General features: G+C 59.5%; 19 protein-coding genes. 3 read left to right on the top strand and 16 right to left on the bottom strand.

The genetic code is table 11. The annotated features are described in order from the left end of the window. Window positions 1–168 precede the first annotated feature (168 nt). Genes fabG through ACSSNI_RS10185 form a run of 5 tightly spaced genes read right to left on the bottom strand, consistent with a single transcriptional unit; the run spans window position 169 to window position 3,721 of the window. Window positions 169–912 carry a 3-oxoacyl-ACP reductase FabG gene (gene fabG, locus ACSSNI_RS10205; protein WP_102834806.1) on the bottom strand — a complete coding sequence of 248 codons (744 nt, stop codon included), beginning with the start codon at window positions 910–912 and terminating at the stop codon, window positions 169–171. 14 nt (window positions 913–926) lie between these two features. Further along, window positions 927–1,865: an ACP S-malonyltransferase gene (gene fabD, locus ACSSNI_RS10200; RefSeq protein ID WP_200637744.1), complete on the bottom strand. Its 939-nt coding sequence runs from the start codon at window positions 1,863–1,865 to the stop codon at window positions 927–929. A gap of 59 nt (window positions 1,866–1,924) precedes the next feature. After that, window positions 1,925–2,995 carry a phosphate acyltransferase PlsX gene (plsX, locus tag ACSSNI_RS10195; protein WP_200637742.1) on the bottom strand — a complete coding sequence of 357 codons (1,071 nt, stop codon included), beginning with the start codon at window positions 2,993–2,995 and terminating at the stop codon, window positions 1,925–1,927. Between the two features lie 3 nt (window positions 2,996–2,998). Beyond that, entirely contained in the window at window positions 2,999–3,181 is a 183-nt protein-coding gene (gene rpmF, locus ACSSNI_RS10190) for a 50S ribosomal protein L32 (protein WP_200637739.1), read from the bottom strand. A gap of 12 nt (window positions 3,182–3,193) precedes the next feature. Beyond that, window positions 3,194–3,721, bottom strand: a complete 528-nt coding sequence (locus ACSSNI_RS10185) for a YceD family protein (protein WP_200637737.1) — start codon at window positions 3,719–3,721, stop codon at window positions 3,194–3,196. A 104-nt stretch (window positions 3,722–3,825) separates the two neighbouring features. Between ACSSNI_RS10185 and ACSSNI_RS10180 the strand changes: the two genes are divergently transcribed. Beyond that, complete coding sequence (locus ACSSNI_RS10180) at window positions 3,826–4,404, top strand: Maf family protein (protein ID WP_200637735.1); 579 nt, start codon at window positions 3,826–3,828, stop codon at window positions 4,402–4,404. Between the two features lie 7 nt (window positions 4,405–4,411). Here ACSSNI_RS10180 and sppA read toward each other — a convergent pair whose 3' ends face one another. The 3 genes from sppA to rluC are packed head-to-tail and all read right to left on the bottom strand — an operon-like array spanning window position 4,412 to window position 7,020. Then, the gene (gene sppA, locus ACSSNI_RS10175; protein ID WP_148924681.1) at window positions 4,412–5,395 is read right to left on the bottom strand and encodes a signal peptide peptidase SppA; all 984 of its coding nucleotides are present in this window, start codon (window positions 5,393–5,395) and stop codon (window positions 4,412–4,414) included. Beyond that, the gene (locus ACSSNI_RS10170) at window positions 5,385–6,074 is read right to left on the bottom strand and encodes an HAD-IA family hydrolase (RefSeq protein ID WP_200637733.1); all 690 of its coding nucleotides are present in this window, start codon (window positions 6,072–6,074) and stop codon (window positions 5,385–5,387) included. Before ACSSNI_RS10170 ends, sppA begins: the two co-directional genes overlap by 11 nt. After that, window positions 6,067–7,020, bottom strand: a complete 954-nt coding sequence (gene rluC / locus ACSSNI_RS10165) for a 23S rRNA pseudouridine(955/2504/2580) synthase RluC (RefSeq protein WP_200637731.1) — start codon at window positions 7,018–7,020, stop codon at window positions 6,067–6,069. The genes ACSSNI_RS10170 and rluC overlap by 8 nt, the downstream gene beginning before the upstream one ends. Window positions 7,021–7,571: 551 nt before the next feature. On the opposite strand from rluC, the gene rne reads away from it, so the two are divergent. Next, on the top strand, window positions 7,572–10,712 hold the full coding sequence (rne, locus tag ACSSNI_RS10160) for a ribonuclease E (RefSeq protein WP_200637729.1): 3,141 nt from the start codon (window positions 7,572–7,574) through the stop codon (window positions 10,710–10,712). A gap of 175 nt (window positions 10,713–10,887) precedes the next feature. Here the strand turns inward: rne and murB are convergent, their stop codons facing one another. The 8 genes from murB to ACSSNI_RS10120 form a co-directional block, all read right to left on the bottom strand. Beyond that, the gene (gene murB / locus ACSSNI_RS10155) at window positions 10,888–11,907 is read right to left on the bottom strand and encodes a UDP-N-acetylmuramate dehydrogenase (protein ID WP_200637728.1); all 1,020 of its coding nucleotides are present in this window, start codon (window positions 11,905–11,907) and stop codon (window positions 10,888–10,890) included. Beyond that, on the bottom strand, window positions 11,904–12,368 hold the full coding sequence (locus ACSSNI_RS10150) for a low molecular weight protein-tyrosine-phosphatase (protein ID WP_200637727.1): 465 nt from the start codon (window positions 12,366–12,368) through the stop codon (window positions 11,904–11,906). The genes murB and ACSSNI_RS10150 overlap by 4 nt, the downstream gene beginning before the upstream one ends. 1 nt (window position 12,369) lies before the next feature. Next, a complete protein-coding gene (gene kdsB, locus ACSSNI_RS10145; RefSeq protein WP_200637726.1) occupies window positions 12,370–13,134 on the bottom strand; it encodes a 3-deoxy-manno-octulosonate cytidylyltransferase in 765 nt (254 codons plus the stop codon). Next, window positions 13,131–13,316: a Trm112 family protein gene (locus tag ACSSNI_RS10140; protein WP_102834818.1), complete on the bottom strand. Its 186-nt coding sequence runs from the start codon at window positions 13,314–13,316 to the stop codon at window positions 13,131–13,133. Before ACSSNI_RS10140 ends, kdsB begins: the two co-directional genes overlap by 4 nt. Window positions 13,317–13,363: 47 nt before the next feature. Continuing rightward, window positions 13,364–14,371 (bottom strand): tetraacyldisaccharide 4'-kinase, encoded by a 1,008-nt coding sequence (gene lpxK, locus ACSSNI_RS10135; protein WP_200637725.1) that lies wholly within the window; start codon window positions 14,369–14,371, stop codon window positions 13,364–13,366. Then, window positions 14,371–14,799: an ExbD/TolR family protein gene (locus ACSSNI_RS10130; RefSeq protein ID WP_102834820.1), complete on the bottom strand. Its 429-nt coding sequence runs from the start codon at window positions 14,797–14,799 to the stop codon at window positions 14,371–14,373. Before ACSSNI_RS10130 ends, lpxK begins: the two co-directional genes overlap by 1 nt. Beyond that, on the bottom strand, window positions 14,796–15,428 hold the full coding sequence (locus tag ACSSNI_RS10125) for a MotA/TolQ/ExbB proton channel family protein (RefSeq protein ID WP_200637724.1): 633 nt from the start codon (window positions 15,426–15,428) through the stop codon (window positions 14,796–14,798). The genes ACSSNI_RS10130 and ACSSNI_RS10125 overlap by 4 nt, the downstream gene beginning before the upstream one ends. Before the next feature lie 71 nt (window positions 15,429–15,499). Next, on the bottom strand, window positions 15,500–17,725 hold the full coding sequence (locus ACSSNI_RS10120; RefSeq protein WP_200637723.1) for a DNA internalization-related competence protein ComEC/Rec2: 2,226 nt from the start codon (window positions 17,723–17,725) through the stop codon (window positions 15,500–15,502). 179 nt (window positions 17,726–17,904) lie between these two features. Here ACSSNI_RS10120 and ACSSNI_RS10115 point away from each other — a divergent pair, with 179 nt between their 5' ends. Next, window positions 17,905–18,420, top strand: a complete 516-nt coding sequence (locus ACSSNI_RS10115) for a DUF2062 domain-containing protein (RefSeq protein ID WP_102834822.1) — start codon at window positions 17,905–17,907, stop codon at window positions 18,418–18,420. Window positions 18,421–18,427 lie beyond the last annotated feature (7 nt).

Genomic DNA, 18,427 nt, shown 5'->3' with positions numbered 1-18,427 from the left:
AAATCAGGCAGCTGGTCTGCGCGGTAGTGTATAGAAAGCGTTTTCCGCATTTCAAGCTGAAAGCGGGCAAGCATGAACCTGCCTTCAACCATCTGTCTATAAACCAACCACAGTTTTATAACGAAACTAATCAGCCGTTATGACTGCATACATGCGTTTGGCGTCACATTAGCTCATGTACATACCGCCATTCACCGGAACCGTAGCTCCGGTGACATAGGCAGCGCCGTCAGAAGCTAGAAAGGCAACGACCTTGGCAATCTCTTCCGCCTGCCCAAGACGACCCAGCGGGATCTGCCCCAGCAGTGCGTCACGCTGGGCTTCGGGAAGCTCGCGCGTCATGTCTGTATCGATGAAACCCGGCGCCACGGAATTGACCGTGATGCCGCGCGAGCCGACTTCACGGGCTAGCGCCCGGCTGAAACCTTCAAGTCCGGCTTTGGCCGCAGCGTAGTTTACCTGTCCAGCGTTGCCCATGGCACCCACCACGGAACCAATGCTGATAATTCGTCCCCAGCGCGCCTTCGTCATACCACGCAAGACACCTTTGGTCAGACGGTACAGGCTGCTGAGATTGGTGTTGATAACGTCATGCCATTCATCGTCCTTCATCCGCAGCATCAGGTTGTCACGCGTGATGCCAGCGTTGTTTACGAGAATAGCTGGCTGCCCCAGGTGCTGCTGAATATGCTCCAGCGTCGTGGCCACAGACTCATCGCTAGTGACATCCAATACCAGCCCAGCTCCTTCTATGCCGTTCTCTTTGAGCGTTTCGGCAATGCGCTCAGCGCCCGAAGAAGAGGTCGCCGTGCCGATCACGATAGCACCCTGACGACCGAGCTCAAGCGCGATAGCCTGACCAATACCACGACTGGCGCCTGTTACCAGTGCGACCTTGCCTTGCAGATTCATATATATCTCCTTGTTCAGAGCACTGCGCCACGGGCGGCAGCAAAACCTTCGGGGGTGTCCAGATTGTAGGTGCTGACGCCTTTGACGCAGCGCTTGTTAAGGCCGGAAAGCACCTTGCCGGGACCGCACTCGACCAAACCGGTCACACCACGCTCACTCAGCACAACAATAGTTTCGACCCAGCGAACCGGACTATAGAGCTGAGCCAGCAAATCACGCTTGAGGGTGTCGAGATCCGAAACGATTGCCGCGCTTACATTCTGCACCAGCGGAATTTCCGGCGCCTGCCAGGCTGCACCGGTGACTGCCGCGGCAAAACGCTCGGCCGCCGGCCGCATCAGATCGCAGTGAGAGGGCACGCTAACCGGCAGCGGCATGGCGCGCTTGGCGCCTTTGGATTTGCAGATCTCAATGGCTCGCTCGACCGCTGCCGCATTGCCGGCAATCACGACCTGGCCAGGTGCATTGAAGTTGACTGCGCTGACTACTTCATCCTGCGCCGCCTCGCCACATGCCGCCAGCACCTCTGCGTCATCCAGCCCCAGAATCGCCGCCATACCGCCGGTGCCGGCAGGAACGGCCTGCTGCATCAGCTGACCCCGCAACTCAACGAGCTTCACCGCGTCAGCAAACGGAAGGCTGCCCGCAGCAACAAGCGCCGAGTATTCGCCCAGACTGTGACCTGCAACGAATGCCGGCTTCGCACCGCCCTCAGCCAGCCACAAACGCCATAAAGCAACTGAGGCGGTCAGAATGGCCGGCTGAGTCTTGTCAGTCTGGTTGAGCTGATCCTCTGGGCCTTGCTGGCAAAGCGCCCACAGATCGTAACCCAGCACAGACGAGGCCTCGGCGAAGGTGTCGATGACCTGCGACTGCTGTGAGCCATGCTCGGCAAGCATGCCAAGGGCTTGGGAGCCCTGGCCTGGAAAGACGAATGCAAGTGATGCAGACATGAAACGACTCTCTTGTGGTTGTTCGTCGGGAAAGAATACGCACGAGGGCGCAGCGAATTTCAGTTGGATGGCGAGCGATCGACAGCAGTCACATCGCCAGGGTCGCTTGCGGACCGACCAGTCACAAGCAAGTGTTCGAGACGACCGCGCAATTGCGCTGGGTGATTTCGCTCCAGGTCCTGAGCAGCACGACCTATTGCTGACCGGAAACCTTCGGCCCCCGCGGCACCATGGCTTTTTACGACAATACCCTGAAGCCCAAGGAAGCTGGCACCGTTGTACTGAGCCGGCCGCAGGTCGGCCCGCAACTGACGCAACAGCGGCAGCGCCAGCGCACCCACGAGACGTGAAACAAACGAGCGGCGAAAAAGCGTCTCGACGCGCAGTGTAATCATCTGAGCCAGGCCTTCGCTGGACTTGAGCAGGATATTGCCAACAAAGCCATCGCACACCGCCACATCTGCCTCGCCGCGAAACAGACCATCACCTTCGATAAAGCCTTGATAATTGATACAGCCAGCCTGCTGCAACAGCCCCGCCGCCGCTTTGACCTGCTGGTTCCCCTTGATCTCTTCTGTACCTATATTCAGTAACGAAACTCGCGGCCGCTCGATGCCGAGACTTTCCGCCGCAACCGACCCCATTACCGCAAACTGATAGAGCTGCTCGGCAGTGCAGTCCACGTTCGCCCCGAGGTCAAGCAACAGGCACGGCCCCTTTAGCGTGGGAATAGCAGTCACCATTGCAGGGCGGTCGACCCCAGGAAGGGTTTTCAATACCTGGCGAGCAAGCGCCATCAGCGCTCCGGTATTTCCGGCACTGACACACGCCTGCGCCTGACCATCACGCACCATCTCCAAAGCGACGCGCATGGACGAGCGCGGCTTGGCACGCAACGCCTGCGCCGGCCGCTCATCCATGCCGATTACCTCATCGGCATCGACAATCGTTAGGCGAGCGCGATCGACAGCTGGATGCTGGGCGATGATTTCTTCAAGTATGGAGGATTGGCCAACCAGGGCCAGATGCAGCGAGGGGACTTCAGCCAGACATTGGACACTGGCTGGAACAATGCAGTGGGGACCGAAGTCCCCACCCATTGCATCGATCGCTATGACCGGAGCAGACAAGGTTTACTCGTCAGCGCCCTTCTCGATCACTTTACGACCACGGTAAAAACCTTCCGGGGAAACGTGGTGACGCAGGTGAACTTCACCTGTGCTCTTTTCTACGGACAGGGCGTTCGGCTCGAGCGCGTCGTGCGAACGACGCATGTCACGGGCGGAACGGGATTTTTTGTTCTGCTGAACAGCCATTGGGATCAACTCCTAAACGTTTGGGTCACGCTTTAACTGAGCCAGTACGCTGAACGGGTTGGACCGCGATACCTCGTCCTCACTCGGCTCGGGCTCATCAGGCCCAGCCGGCGGCTGGCAAACTTCTGGGTCATGGAGTGGAACAATCGGAAGAGCAAGCAGAAGCTCCTCTTCAACCAGCGCCAGCAGATCCAGAGGATCCTCTCCCACTTCCAGCACGTCATAGCCCTTGGGCAGGTGCTGGCTGCTCGAACCCTCATTCACGACGGCATAATCGCACTCGCTGTGAATAGGCAGAACAACCGGCTCCAGACAGCGCTGGCAAATCATCGTGACCTCAACGTCCAGATCACTGTGAATGACCACAGTGCGCTGCTCGTCGCGCCCAAAATCAAAACTGGCGCGCACCACACCCTTATCGTCCTCAAGAGGATCGACGAGCCGCTTCAGCCCAGACAATTGCAGCTCACCCTTCAGGGAAGCCGCTCGGTCAGCGAGCTTGCGCGGATCTACGTGCGGAGGTATTGGTCCTTTCAACATAAGCGCGGCATTCTAGGGATGCGCCCCTCGACTGTCAAAGGAATTCAGCCGCACAATCGAGCCAATCCGACCACCAATCGGCACCCTATATAAAAGGAAGAAAAATGCGCCGCCTGCTTCTCGCTTCAAGCTCCCCCTACCGACGAGAACTGCTTTCACGCCTGCAACTGGAGTTCGATTGTAGCTCTCCAGAGATAGACGAAACCGCACACCCTGGTGAGCAACCGGAACAGCTTGTACGCCGACTGGCTCTTGAGAAGGCTCGGGCATTGGGACAAACCCACCAGCAGCATCTGATTATAGGCTCCGACCAGATAGCCGTGTTTGGAGAGGAGATCCTCGGCAAACCTTACACATTCGAGCGAGCGAAGCAGCAGTTACAGGCCTGCAGCGGCAAAAGCGTCACCTTCCTGACTGGACTGGCGCTGCTTGATAGCCAAACCGGGACGACGCAGATCGACTGCGTACGGTTTACTGTCCACTTCCGTACGCTCAGCGACCAGCAGATCGAGCGTTACCTTCAGGCCGAGCAACCCTACGACTGCGCGGGCAGCTTCAAGGCCGAAGGTTTAGGGGTCAGCTTGTTCCGGAGCACGGAAGGGCCAGACGTTACCAGCCTGATAGGGTTACCCCTGATCCGACTGGTCGACATGCTCAATAGCGCCGGACTCGAACTTCCCTGACAGCCCATTAACGCAGTTGCGGACCCTGGAAACCCATCCACAGGGCCAACTGCGAACCAATACTGACGCCGAGCTGCTTGGTGAATCGCTCCAGAGGCGACTCCTTGACGGTAAAGTCGACCAGCTCATCCTCCCCAATCACTTCGCGCGCGACGTAACTGGCATTGCCAAGGCCGTCGATCAGGCCGAGCTCAAGCGCTTGCTCACCAGACCATATAAGCCCGGAAAAGAGCTCGGGATGCCCAGCGACCTGCAGTCGATCGCCACGACCTTGCTTCACGCTATCGATGAACTGCCGGTGAGTGGTCGCCAACACATTTCGCCAGAACTCGGTTTCTTCTGGCTTTTCCGGCTGGAACGGATCCAGAAACGCCTTATGTTCGCCGGAGGTGTACACCCGACGTTCGACACCCAGCTTGTCCATTGTCTCGACAAATCCGAAGGTTGCCGCCGTGACACCGATGGAACCAACCAAACTGGACTTGTCAGCATAGATTTCATCCGCGGCGCTGGCGATGTAATAGGCACCCGAGGCGCCCAGATCAGCGATCACCGCGTAGACCTTGATCGCCGGGTATTCGCCACGTAGCCGGCGGATCTCGTCATAGATATAACCGGACTGCACCGGACTGCCGCCCGGGCTGTTGATCCGCAGTACCACTCCCTTGGTATTCGAATCTTCGAAGGCTGTGCGCAGCGCACCGACGATGTTGTCCGCACTCGCCGCCTCTTCGTCAGCAATCATCCCCCTGACATTGATCACCGCGGTATGGGACTCACCGACAGCCTTCCCGTCACCCATCTGCAACAGAGGCGAGAACATCAGCAGCGCCCCAAAGAGATAGACAAAGGTCAACAGCTTGAAAAAGATCCCCCAGCGCCGAGCTCGCCGCTGCTCCTGCACGCCAGCAAGCAGTGTCTTCTCCAACAGCTTCCAGCTGTTACCGTCTTCCTTGGACTCGCTCACAGGCCTTCCCCATTCATCCGACATATGCAACCACCTCAGCGGGACCAGCAGCAGAGCACAGCCATTCACCGAGCTCCGAAAAATGATTGATAGCCATGCGCGGCGAACACGACAGCAGCACCTCGAGAGGCTGCGCGCCATAGGACACCGCAACACTGTCTACGCCGGCTCGCCTAGCCATTTCCAGATCGAAAACCGAGTCCCCGATCATCAGGGCGCGCTCGGGACTGACGCCACAGTGCTCAAGAATCTCATGAATCATGAGCGGATCCGGCTTGCTGGCCGTCTCGTCGGCACAACGGGTTACATCGAAGAAATCACTCCAGCCCTGCCCTGCCAGCACCCTATCCAGCCCGCGCCGCCCTTTACCCGTCGCCACGGCAAGCTGGTGCCCTTGATCACGAAAGTGCTGTAAAGCCGTCGCCACTCCCGGATAGAGCGCCGACGGCTCAGACTCCAAGGCCAGATAATGATCGGCGTAGGCACGACGAAACGCCTCTACCAGCTTCCTGTCCGTCTCGCCTGGATACAGCACAGCTATCGCTTCTGGCAGCCCCAGGCCAATAATTCCCTTGATACTGTTCTCATCCAGGCGCGGCAGATCACACTTGGTAGCAGCCACCAGAATGGACTCGACGATACGCCCGATCGAATCCACCAATGTCCCATCCCAATCAAAGATCAGCAGTTGGTAGTTATTCACCAAGCCTCTCCAGCGTCCGGGCCCAGACCTCATCGACCGGCGCCTCCAGACTCAGTTCGCCACCATCGGGCAAAGGCACCTTGAGCGCGTAGGCATGCAAAAACAGGCGCTTGCCACCCAGGTCACGAATAACCGCAGAAAACTCCTCATCCCCGTACTTGCTGTCGCCGGCGATGCTGTGTCCGGCATGCCGGGCATGCACGCGAATCTGATGCGTACGCCCGGTTACTGGCTTGGCCTCGACCAGCGTAGCGAAGTCGCCAAAACGGCGGAGCACTCGAAAAAGCGTCAGGGCGTCCTTGCCCTCGTCGGTGACCTCCACCATCCGCTCACCTGAACGCAGCGTGTTTTTCAGCAGGGGGGCGTTTACTTGTTTCTTGCCCGTATCCCAGCGCCCCCGCACGAGCGCCATATAACGCTTGTCGACACCATCACCGCGCAATTGCAGATGCAAGTGACGCAGCATGCTGCGCTTCTTCGCGATCATCAGCAGCCCAGAAGTATCTCGATCCAGGCGATGCACCAGCTCCAATTCCTTTGCGTCCGGGCGCAGCTGACGCAGGGCCTCGATCACTCCGAAACTGAGCCCACTGCCGCCATGCACAGCGATACCAGCCGGCTTGTTCAGCACGATCAATGCTTTGTCTTCGAAGACTATTGCCGCCTCAAGGCGCTCAAGAAGGCCTTGCGCGAGCGGGACTGGCTCGTCCCGCTCGGGCAATCTGAGTGGCGGCACTCGCACGACATCACCTGCCTGGAGCTTGTACTCAGGCTTGATACGTCCTTTGTTAACCCGCACCTCGCCCTTGCGCAAGATGCGATAGATCAAGGTCTTGGGCACACCTTTAAGCTGTGTACGGAGAAAGTTATCGATGCGCTGGCCGGCAAGCTCCGGCGAGACCTCGAGCATTTGCACGCCGGAGGTCTGAGAGGGGGTATTGGTCATCCGCGGATGATATCAATTTTCCCTTATTTGAAGCACTTAAACATTGCTGTTATAGTCCAGGCGCCGCCAAAAGCGGACAGGTTGGGGAATGCCAGCGAAACCGCCATTTCCGACCCAGCAATGTTTGAGGACGTGAGGCCGTCCAACGGAGCTTTTCTCAAGTAGCACAAGTTCCGAAACAAGCCTTGAAGACATGATGCGTGCCCCCGATGGGGAATCACGATAATCGATAACCCGCTCCCGGATTCTGCGAGCGGCACCCGATTTTCAAAGTATGAGTGTTGGGTGGAGATGTACAGCCCTCGGATTGCGTAGCAAAGGCTTTCATAGACGCTTCATTCCGTCCGCTACCGCTGGCTGATTCCTCCTCCCGAACCATTGCTTCTGTTCCGACAGCAAGCAGGAGACGTCGTCGCGACGCTGGCCCAACTGGCCTCAAATCGCTGGACACTGGAGTGCCTTACAACCATTCCTGACTCACCTGACACCGACCGCGAGAGTCGTGTGTGCCGAAACGCCGTTTCCGTTGCTCTGGAAACCGACGGTACTACATGAAAAGAATGCTAATTAACGCAACTCAGCCTGAAGAGTTGCGTGTCGCACTGGTCGACGGCCAGCGCCTGTTCGATCTCGATATCGAATCCGGTGCCCGCGAACAGAAGAAAGCCAACATCTACAAAGGCAAGATCACCCGCGTCGAGCCCAGCCTCGAAGCGGCTTTCGTCGACTTTGGCGCTGACCGCCACGGATTCCTCCCTCTCAAAGAAATTTCCCGCGAGTACTTCAAGAAGGCGCCAGAAGGCCGCGTCAACATCAAGGAAGTCTTGAGCGAAGGTCAGGAAGTGATCGTCCAGGTCGAAAAGGAAGAGCGTGGCAATAAGGGTGCAGCCCTGACCACCTTTATCAGCCTTGCCGGGCGCTATCTTGTTCTGATGCCCAATAACCCCCGCGCCGGCGGCATTTCCCGTCGCATCGAGGGTGAAGAGCGCAACGAACTCCGCGAAGCGCTGAATGGCCTCAACGTTCCGGCCGACATGGGCCTGATTGTTCGTACCGCAGGCCTTGGCCGCTCCAGCGAAGAAATGCAATGGGACCTGGATTACCTGTTGCAGCTGTGGACCGCCGTCAAGGAAGCCTCCCAGGATCGCCCCGCTCCTTTCCTGATCTACCAGGAATCGAATGTCATCATTCGCGCCATCCGCGACTACCTGCGCCAGGACATCGGCGAAGTGTTAATCGATAGCGTCGAAGCCCAGGACGAAGCCCTCTCCTTCATCCAGCAGGTCATGCCGCAGTACGCCAGCAAAATCAAGCTGTACGAAGACAGTGTGCCGCTGTTCAATCGCTTCCAGATCGAAAGCCAGATTGAGACGGCCTTCCAGCGCGAAGTGAAGCTACCGTCCGGTGGTTCCATCGTTATCGATCCGACCGAAGCACTGGTGTCCATTGACATCAACTCGGCGCGCGCCACCAAAGGCGGCGACATCGAAGAAACCGCCCTGCAGACCAATCTGGAAGCGGCCGAAGAAATCGCCCGCCAGCTGCGCCTGCGCGACATCGGCGGCCTGATCGTCATCGATTTCATCGACATGACCCCGGCGAAAAACCAGCGCGCCGTTGAAGAGAAAGTTCGCGAAGCACTCGAGGCCGATCGTGCACGCATTCAGGTTGGTCGCATTTCGCGCTTCGGCCTGCTTGAAATGTCCCGTCAGCGCCTGCGTCCGTCGCTCGGCGAAACAAGTGGCATCGTCTGCCCTCGCTGCAATGGCCAAGGGATCATTCGCGACGTCGAATCACTGTCACTGGCTATCCTGCGCCTCATCGAAGAAGAAGCCCTCAAGGACCGTACCGCCGAGGTTCGGGCGCGCGTGCCGTTCCAGGTTGCTGCATTCCTCCTTAATGAAAAGCGCAACGCCATCACCAAGATCGAACTGCGCAGCCGAGCGCGCATTTTCATCCTGCCAGACGATCACCTGGAGACCCCGCACTTCGAAGTGCAGCGTCTACGCGACGATAGCCCAGAGATCATTGCCGGCCAGGCCAGCTATGAAATGAGCCCAACCGAGGTTGAGGAGGCCCAGCCAGTCAGTTCGACGCGCACGCTGGTTCGCCAGGAAGCAGCTGTCAAAACCGCACCGCAGCGCACGGCGCCTGCGCCGACGCCTGTCGAAGCGCCCGCTGAGCTGCCCGCACCAGCCGCTCAGGAGCCAAGCCTGTTCAAGGGGCTTGTCAAGTCTCTGGTCGGCCTCTTCGCCGGCAAGCAGGAAGCACCCGCTGCCGAAGTTGAGAAGAAGCCAGCCGCTGCTAGCCGTCCACAGCGTAACGATGAACGTCGTAGCGGACGCCAGCAGAACCGTCGCCGTGACTCACGCAGTAATCGCGACGAAGAGCGCAAACCTCGCGAAGAGCGTGCCCCCCGCGAAGACCGCCAGCCTCGCGAAGAGCGTCAGCCGCGTCCGCCCCGTGAGGACCGCAAGCCGCGGGAAGCACGCGAACCCCGCGAGCCAGTAGAAGTCAGCGAAAGCAACGCGCAGCCACAGCAGCAGCCACGTCGCGAACGCACTCCACGCGAGGAGCGGCAGCCGCGAGAAGAGCGCAAGCGCGAATTGCGCGCACCGCTCGATGACTCTACCCAAACCGAGCCAGTAGCAACGGCCGGTGAAGAAAGCCCTGAGCGCAAGCCTCGTGCGCCCCGCGAAGAACGTAAACCTCGGACAGAACAAGCCGAGAGCGCTGAAGAACAGCAAAGCGAAACTGCGGAGAACTCCCAGGAGGAGCAGGACTCATCCGAAGGTAGCGATCGTCCTCGCCGCCGCTCGCGTGGTCAGCGTCGCCGCAGCAATCGTCGCGACCGTCAACGCGATGCCAACGGCAACGAGATTGACGACGAAGCGCAGACCAATAACGCCGAAGTCAGCGAAAGCAATGCGCCGGTGAAGTCAGAGCAGGTGGCTATCGCCGCGACTGCCGCCGCTCTTGCGGCAAACACCGCCGACACAGAAACCGCGCCTACTGAGGCTCAGACAGAAACAAAGGAAACGGAAGCATCTCTGCCATCCGAGGCCTTTGACAAAGCTCCTGAGACCACCGATTCCGACAAGCCGGCCGATGCCACTGGAACGCTGGAAGACGGAGCCGCGACATCTGCTATGGCAGAAGCCAGGCCAACCCCTGCGCCACGCGAAGCCACCGAGCCGCAGAAATCGGCAAGCGAGCCCGAGCCCAAGGCAGCGCAAGCTGTAGCCGAACCAGTCGCCGAAGAGCCTGTGCAGAGCGCTGCAGCGGCTGAAGCACCAACCGTGACCACAGGCGGTCGTGCGCCCAACGACCCACGTGAGGTGCGTCGTCGCCGCTTGGAGCAAGAGCGTCTGGCTAAGGAAGCAGCTGAAGCTGAAACCAAAGCATCGACCGAAGCCAAAGCGCCGGCAGAGCTGGCAAGCCCTGAAATCGTTGTCACTGAGCCGGACAGCGATCCAGCCACCGAGCAACCGGTCAGCACCGCAAACGACAACGCGGAGCAAAGCTTTGAGGCTGCTCAGAAGCCGGAAGCCCCGCTGGTCGAAGCAGAAGCCGAACAGGCTGTCGCCGAACCGCTACAGCCTCAAGTAGATGCGATCAAGCCCGCTGCTGAAGCTAGTGCGGATGCATCCGAGGAAACCAACCAGCAGGACGCCGACAAGCGTAAAGACTGACAAACTCGGCAATGCAAAAAGGGATGCTTCGGCATCCCTTTTTTGTAGGCGACGATCATTTAAGTGACGCCGTGCTGCGCCTTCGCCGGGCACACAGATAGCTGCAGAGTGGCTGACTAACGGCTGCGGTTAGGAATGCAATGACTGGATACAGAGCAGCCTAACCAAGTCTAGGTCAGACGACATTCGGCTCGATTTCCAACCGCACTCCGAAACGCTCCAGGATGTCAGCCTGGATCTTTTCAGCAAGATGAAGGATTTGTTGGCCGGTCGCCTGACCGTAGTTGACAAGCACTAAAGCCTGCAGGCTATGAACACCCACATCCCCTTCCCGATAGCCTTTCCAGCCTGCGCGCTCGATTAGCCAGCCGGCGGCGAGCTTGACCTGCCCGTCGGGCTGCGGAAACGCGACCAGGCTGGGGTATTGCGCTAGCAAGGCATCAGCAGTCGATTGAGGAATCAATGGGTTCTTGAAAAAACTGCCAGCATTTCCGAGGACCCTGGGATCCGGCAGCTTTTCACTACGAATCGAACAGATTGCGCGACTGACGTCCGTAGGTGTCGGTGAGTGGACGTCGTGCTGCTGCAGCCACTGCCGGAGGGGGCCATATTCGAGACTGAGCACCGCAGCCCTGCGAAGCACAAATCGCACCCGAAGTATTACATAGCGTCCGGCCTGACGTTTGAACAGGCTGTCGCGGTAGGAAAATTCGCAGGTATCCAGATCAAACTCAACCAGATTGCCTGTTTGGCGGTCCAGTGCGGTCAGCCCAGCGAAGACATCCTTGATCTCGACACCGTATGCGCCAACATTCTGGATTGGCGCAGCACCCACCGTACCGGGGATCAGGCTGAGGTTTTCCAGTCCAGCCAACCCCAGCTCCAAGCTACGCAACACGAATGGATGCCAGGGCTCGCCAGCCTCCGCCTCGATCACTACCCGCTTGCCGTCATCTTCGAGGACTCGAACACCGCGGCTCGCCATGCGCAGCACCAGGGCGTCTACGTCCCCGGTCAATACCAGATTGCTACCTCCACCCAGTATCCATAGCGGAACATCAAGGCGGCGGGCTTCATAGATCGCTTCGATTACTGCCTGATCGTCGTGCGCCTCAGTGAAGTAGGTAGCACGGGCTTCGACAGCAAAGGTGTTCAAGGCCTTGAGGGAGCGACCCTGTTCGAGTTGAAGGCTCATTGACGCCCTCTGATCTCATTGAGCAATTGGGCAGCGCCATCCTCAATCAGATCGAGCACCTGCTCGAAACCGTCCTCGCCGCCATAATACGGATCAGGGACGGCATCCTTGCTTAATCCGTATCGACGCAGAAACAGGTCAAGCTCTGCATTGCAGGCTGCAGGACGCATGGTATGCAGCCGATCCAGATTATCCTGGTCCATCGCCAGTATCAGATCAAAATGCTGAAAATCGTCCACGGAGACCTGGCGCGCCCGTAGCGCCGTGAGGTCATAGCCTCGCCTCGCGGCCGCCGTACAAGCACGCGAGTCTGGCCCTTTGCCAACATGCCAATTACCGGTTCCAGCCGAATCGACGGTGACTCGGTCATCCATCCCGAGCTTCTCTACGCATTTGCGAAACACCGCCTCAGCGGTGGGAGATCGGCATATGTTGCCCATGCAAACGAACAGGACCTTCACGTTAAGCACCAAGCAGCTTGCGAACTCGCTCGAGGTCTTCGGCGGTATCGACCCCTGCCGGAGGTGCCTCGACCGCATCGGCGACGTGGATGCGTTTGCCGTGCCATAGCGCACGTAACTGCTCGAGGCACTCGGTATTCTCCAGCCAGCATGGGCCCCAAGCCACAAAGTCAGCTAAGAACCCAGCGCGGTAGGCATAGATGCCGATGTGCCGACGGTACGGAACATCGCTCGGAAGCGCATCAGGATCACGCGCGAATTCGTCACGAGCCCACGGCAACGGCGCACGGCTGAAGGTCAGTGCGAGGCCATTGATATCGCTCAGCACCTTTACTACGTTCGGGTTGAAGAGCGCGTGCGGATCACTGATTGACTCCGCCAGTGTGGCGATAGCCGCTTCGGGGTGCGCAGCCAGATTGAACGCAACCTGGTCGATCACCGACGGTGGGATCAATGGCTCATCGCCCTGTACGTTGACAACTATCGCATCAGCCGCAAGACCCAGCTTGTCCGCCACCTCGGCAAGCCGATCAGTACCCGAGTTATGGTCGACCCGGGTCAGCAATGCGTGTGCACCGAAGCCTTCGCAAGCCTGCAGAATGCGCTGATCGTCCGTGGCGATCACCACCCGCTGCGCGCCGCTCCTGCAGGCCTGCTCCCATACGTGACGGATCATGGGTTTACCAGCAATGTCCTGCAGGGGTTTGCCTGGAAGGCGGGTGGATGCGTAACGCGCCGGGATCACGACGGTATAAGCGTTAGTCATTTGTCCAGACGCTCATCCACGTCAAGGGTGCGGGCTTCGCTTTCGAGCATCACCGGAATGCCATCCCGGACCGGAAAGGCCATGCCGTCGGCCTTGCAGATCAGTTCGGACTTGTCATCGGCCAGCTTCAGCGGCCCCTTACAGAGCGGGCAGGCAAGGATATCGAGCAGTTTGGTGTCCATGGCGCAGTCCTTGGGTGCAGCCGACTGCACCAGGCAGATCGGGCGACTTAGAGATGAACGGGCGGCAGCAAACTGTCCAGCTGGGCATCAAACCAGGCGACGAACGCTGCGGAAGGCTCGGCCTGAACTTGGAGATAACACCAGCCTGGCAGCGCGAAAGCCCGGCATTTGACCGCATCCTTTTCGGTCATCACCAAGGGTAGCTCTGGACTGAAACTCAGCTGCTCCAGGCTATAGCGGGCGTGATCGGCGAAGGCATGCGGAATCGGTCGCCAGTGTAGCGCCTCAAGCGTGGCGAAGAAACGCTGTGGATTGCCTATTCCAGCAACTGCGTGCATCTGCTGGCCCGACGGAAAATGATCGAGCGACCTGACCTGCCCAGTGCTTAGCTCGATGAGTTTTGATGGCTGTAGGGCGAATCCAAAACCAGAGGGACTGTCCGTCAGCGTGCCGTTGACCAGCACCGCATCGACCGAGTCTAGTCGCTCCAGTGGCTCTCGCAGTGGGCCTGCGGGTAGGCAGCGCTGGTTACCCAGACCGCGCGCCGCGTCGATAAGGACTAGCTCCAGGTCGCGAGCCAACCGGTAATGCTGCAGCCCATCATCGGAAAGAATCAGATCCAGCGACTCGAGTTCAAGCAATTTACGAACCGCGCGGGAGCGATCAGGATCGATCATCACCGGTACGTTTGTCCGCTGCGCGATCAATAAAGGCTCGTCGCCAGCCTCGGCCGCCGAATGTTCGGGCTCAACTCGCCACGGATACTCGGGTGGCCTGGCACCGTAACCACGGCTGACGACACCAACTCTCAGGCCCCGTCGCTGACAGTGCTCGATGAGCCAGAGAATCAAGGGGGTCTTGCCGGTGCCGCCAACGGTGATATTGCCAACCACCACCACAGGCACCGGCGAGCGATAGCAGTCGCTCAAACCATCCATGAACCGCTTCCGCTTATCGGTCACCACGCGCCGGTAGAGCATTTCCAGTGGTGCGAGCAGCGCCAAGGCAGGATGCCCTTCGTACCAGGCCCGCTGGAGGCGATCAGCAAAGGACATTAGGGCTCCGGTTGGGCCTCAACGGTAGTGATGCGCAGATGCGCGAAGCCCAGCTTCCCGGCCGCATCCATGGCGGTAATAACCGCCTGGTGCGGAGTTTTGCCATCGGCACTGATGATCATCGGCCAACTCGTATCGCCGCCCGATTCCTTGCTGAGCGCCGCCATCAAGGTGTTCAGATCATGCTTGATCAGCGCCTTGCCGTTGAGACTGAAGTTGCCATTGACGTCGATAACAACCTCCAGCCGCTTCTGCTCACTTTCCTGCGGTGGCACACCGCTCGCCGCTTCAGGAAGATCAACCTGGAGCTGGGTTTCGCGAGTAAAGGTAGTCGTCACCACGAAGAACAGCAGCAGGATGAACACCACATCAATCAGCGGGGCCAGGCCGATGTCGACGTTTTCCCGCGCCTTGCGACGAAACTTCACGCCTTGCCCTCTCCTAGGTCGACGTCACGGTCACCCTGTACCACTTCAACCAGCTTGATCGCTTCCTGTTCCATGCCGACCACTAGCTCTTCGACACGGCGCAAGAGGAAGCGATGGAAGAACAGTGCCGGGATGCCAACCATCAGACCCGCTGCGGTGGTAATCAACGCCTTGGAAATGCCCGCTGCGAGCAACGGCGCGTTGGCCATACCGGAGCCCATGAAGGCACTGAAAATTTCGATCATGCCCAGCACCGTACCAAGAAGCCCGAGCAACGGGGCGATACCGGCAATCGTACCCAGGGCATTGAGGTAGCGCTCCAGGTCATGGACAACGCGCGCGGCTGCTTCCTCTATACACTCTTTCATGATCTCCCGACCATGCTTGGAGTTAGCCAGACCAGCAGCCAAGATCTCGCCCAGCGGCGAGTCGGCGCGCAGCTCTTTGAGCTTCTGGTTGCTGAGCTTCTTGTCCTTGATCCATTTCCATACCCGGCCAAGCAGGTGCGGTGGAGTCACTCGACTAGGCCGGAGCGTCCACAGTCTTTCGGCAACGATACCGGCGGCCGCGATGGAACACAGGATGATTGGCAGCATTATCCAGCCGCCCGCTTTAACCAGCTCCCACACGAGATGAATCCCCCTCGAAAAAGTGGCGCCACTCTAGCATAGGGCCGCCAGCCCGCCGACGGCCCCGGTTCTCATTTTTCCCGCCAGAATCGCTGCTCTGCACGTAATCCTCGTTCAGGCTCGAAACCGCCTAGGCGAATCCGCATTGCACCCTGCTCAGCCGTATCATGGAGCTGCGCTCCAGCCGCCTGCAGCCGCCGCACCACATCTGGATGAGGATGACCAAATGCGTTATGCAAGCTGCGTGAGACCAGCGCATGCTGGGCTCCTGTTGCCTCGATGAATGCAGCGGAAGAGGAGCTGCGGCTGCCGTGATGCGGCACCAGCAACCAGTCGACGTCGAGCTGCAGGCCGCTCGCCAGCAGCAAATTCTCAGTTTCCGCGTCAATGTCCCCGGTGAGCAGCAAACGTTCGCCGTTCGCCTCGATCAACAGCACGCAGGAGGCCTGATTTCCATCCATGGCCTGCGGTGATTGCCAAAGCGTGAAGCGGACTCTATTCCATTCCCAGGCTTCGCCGGAGCGGCAGCTCTCGGCGCCTAAGGAAGCAGGCAGTCCGTCCAGCTCGCCACTGACTACCCGTCCAGCTGGCATCTGTCGCTGAATCGCCGATGCGCCACCCGCATGGTCGCTATCGGCATGACTGAGAAGCAGCAGATCTAGATCGCTGACGCCGAGCGCGCGCAAAGACGGCGATACCACCCGTTCACCGAGGTCGAAGTCACCATATCGCGGGCCTGCGTCATACAGCAGCGCATGCTGATGCGTGCGCACCAGCACAGCCAGCCCCTGACCCACATCGAGCAACCAGATGTCCGCCCGCCCATCCGGGGGCTCATTGGTGGGAGGAAACAGTAACGGCAGAAGAAGCACCAGACCCAGTGCCCGGAAAGGGATTCCGGAGGGCAGCAGAGTCAGCAGCACTCCAAGCGCAACCAGCAGCCAAGCCCAGACTGGCAATGATGCCGGCAGCCAGGCGGGCTGCCAGTCAGCAAGCCACTGCAGTACGTCAAAAAGTATTGCCAACAGCCCGCCGGCGATCCATAGCAGCGACTCGCCAGCGCCTGGCAGCCATAACAGGACCGTGCCCAGCAACGACAGGGGTACGATGACCGCGCTGACTAGAGGCACTGCAAAGAGGTTGGCGATAGGTCCGCTCAGGCTGACCGGCAAGCCAAGCACCAGCAAGATCGGCAATAGACCCAGAGCCATGCCCCACTGTGCGCGTCCTAATGCGCGCCACCAACGCCAGCTGCCAAGCCGACCACGAAATACCAGGGCAAGCAGCGCCACTGCAAAAAAAGACAACCAGAACCCCGACTGCAGCCCGACCAGCGGGTCCAGAAGCAGGACGCCATTGAGCGCGATCAATAGCGGCAACCAGACACCGAGCTGCCGATACCGCAAACGCCACAGAAGCACCAGGGTGACCATTACCAGCGCTCGCTGGACCGGTACATCAAAGCCTGCCAGCCAACCGTAGCCAAGCGAACCAGCCAATGCCAAACCGCAAGCGCAGGGCAACCAGGCGATTCGACGCGGCCAGACGCCCCAACGCACTAACAACGCGACCAGGCCATAGAGCAAGCCGGCAAGCATGCCTATATGCTGGCCTGAGATGACCATCAGATGAACGGTCCCGGTGCCCTGGAGAACGCGCCAGTCGGCGGTGGAGAGACCGCTGTCATCGCCTACCACCAATGCCGCGAGGGCGCCGGAGCGTCCCTGAGCATCAACCGCCAGCAAACGCTGCCGCAGCTGGTCGCGCCATGCCAGCTCCCCCTCAGCCGCCGACAAGCGCTCTCCGGCTTTGATCGTACCGCTGGCACCGATTCGCCGAGCCAGAAGCCAGGCCTCGTAATCGAATGGATGAGGATTGACCAAGCCTCGCGGCCTTTTTAGTTTGGCAGCGAGCCGCCATCGCTCCCCTGCCTGCATCACTGGACCGCCGTACCACGCAAGGCGAAGCCGGGACGGAAGGCCGCTGTGCCGGGACGTTATATCGACCAGCTCAAAGCGCACCACACCACCGCGAACATCCGGCAGACCGCTTACCATGCCTTCCAGCCAGAACGTTCGGCCATCAAGCTCGACCGCAAGGCGGTCGTCCAAAGCGTCCTGGGCACTGTGACAGGCCCACGCAAACCCGCAGAGAAAGCAGCCGACCGCTCGCCAGCGGAACGGCAATAAGGCCAGCCCCGCCGCCAATACGAATGGCAACACCGAGACGGGCGGCAATTGCGGTAAAAAACGCAGTAGCAGAAGGCCTGCTGCCAGCGCCAGCATCGCTGCACGCATTGGATCTCCCGGAGTCCTTTCCAGCGACGGGCCCGTCTGGACAACCCAGATGCCGCGCCCCATAGCCTGACCGACGTCCTGTCGGTGCTCACAGTGTAGAATTTATGTCACAAACTCCTCTCAGCGCCGGGTCTCGTTTCAGGCATAATCAGCGCGCTTCACCCCGCCAGAGAACCTTCATGCCGCGTCGTTTTTTCAAACGCTACATGCCGCACCCCGACCGTCTAAAGGCTCACAAGTCTTTGCGGTTTCTCGGCACGTTGACTCACGACCCCAACCTGCTCCATCTCAATCGGCATTCAGTTTCCAGGGCAATGGCCATTGGCTTGTTCTGGGCCATGATCCCGATGCCGTTGCAGATGCTGGTGGCCGCGCTGTGCGCCGTGCCGGCACGAGCGAACTTGCCGATCGCCGTGGGTCTGGTCTGGCTCACCAATCCACTGACGATGCCGCCGGTCTTTTACTGCAACTACAAGGTAGGTGCCTGGCTGATGGACACGCCGGTTTCCCCGATGCCGATGGAACTCAGCCTTGCCTGGGTGCGCCAGATGCTCGATAGCCACTGGCAGCCCCTGTTCCTCGGCTCTTTTGTCGTCGGAATCGTAGTAGCGATACTAGGCTACGTAGCCACGCAGAGTTACTGGCGCTGGTGGGTCGGTCGCAGTTGGCGCAAGCGGCAGATGGACCGCCGCTGACATCATC

It is taken from the genome of Stutzerimonas tianxiuensis (assembly GCF_053470365.1).
Note: the sequence above shows the minus strand (reverse complement) of the source record. Positions and strands in the feature narration are given on the sequence as shown.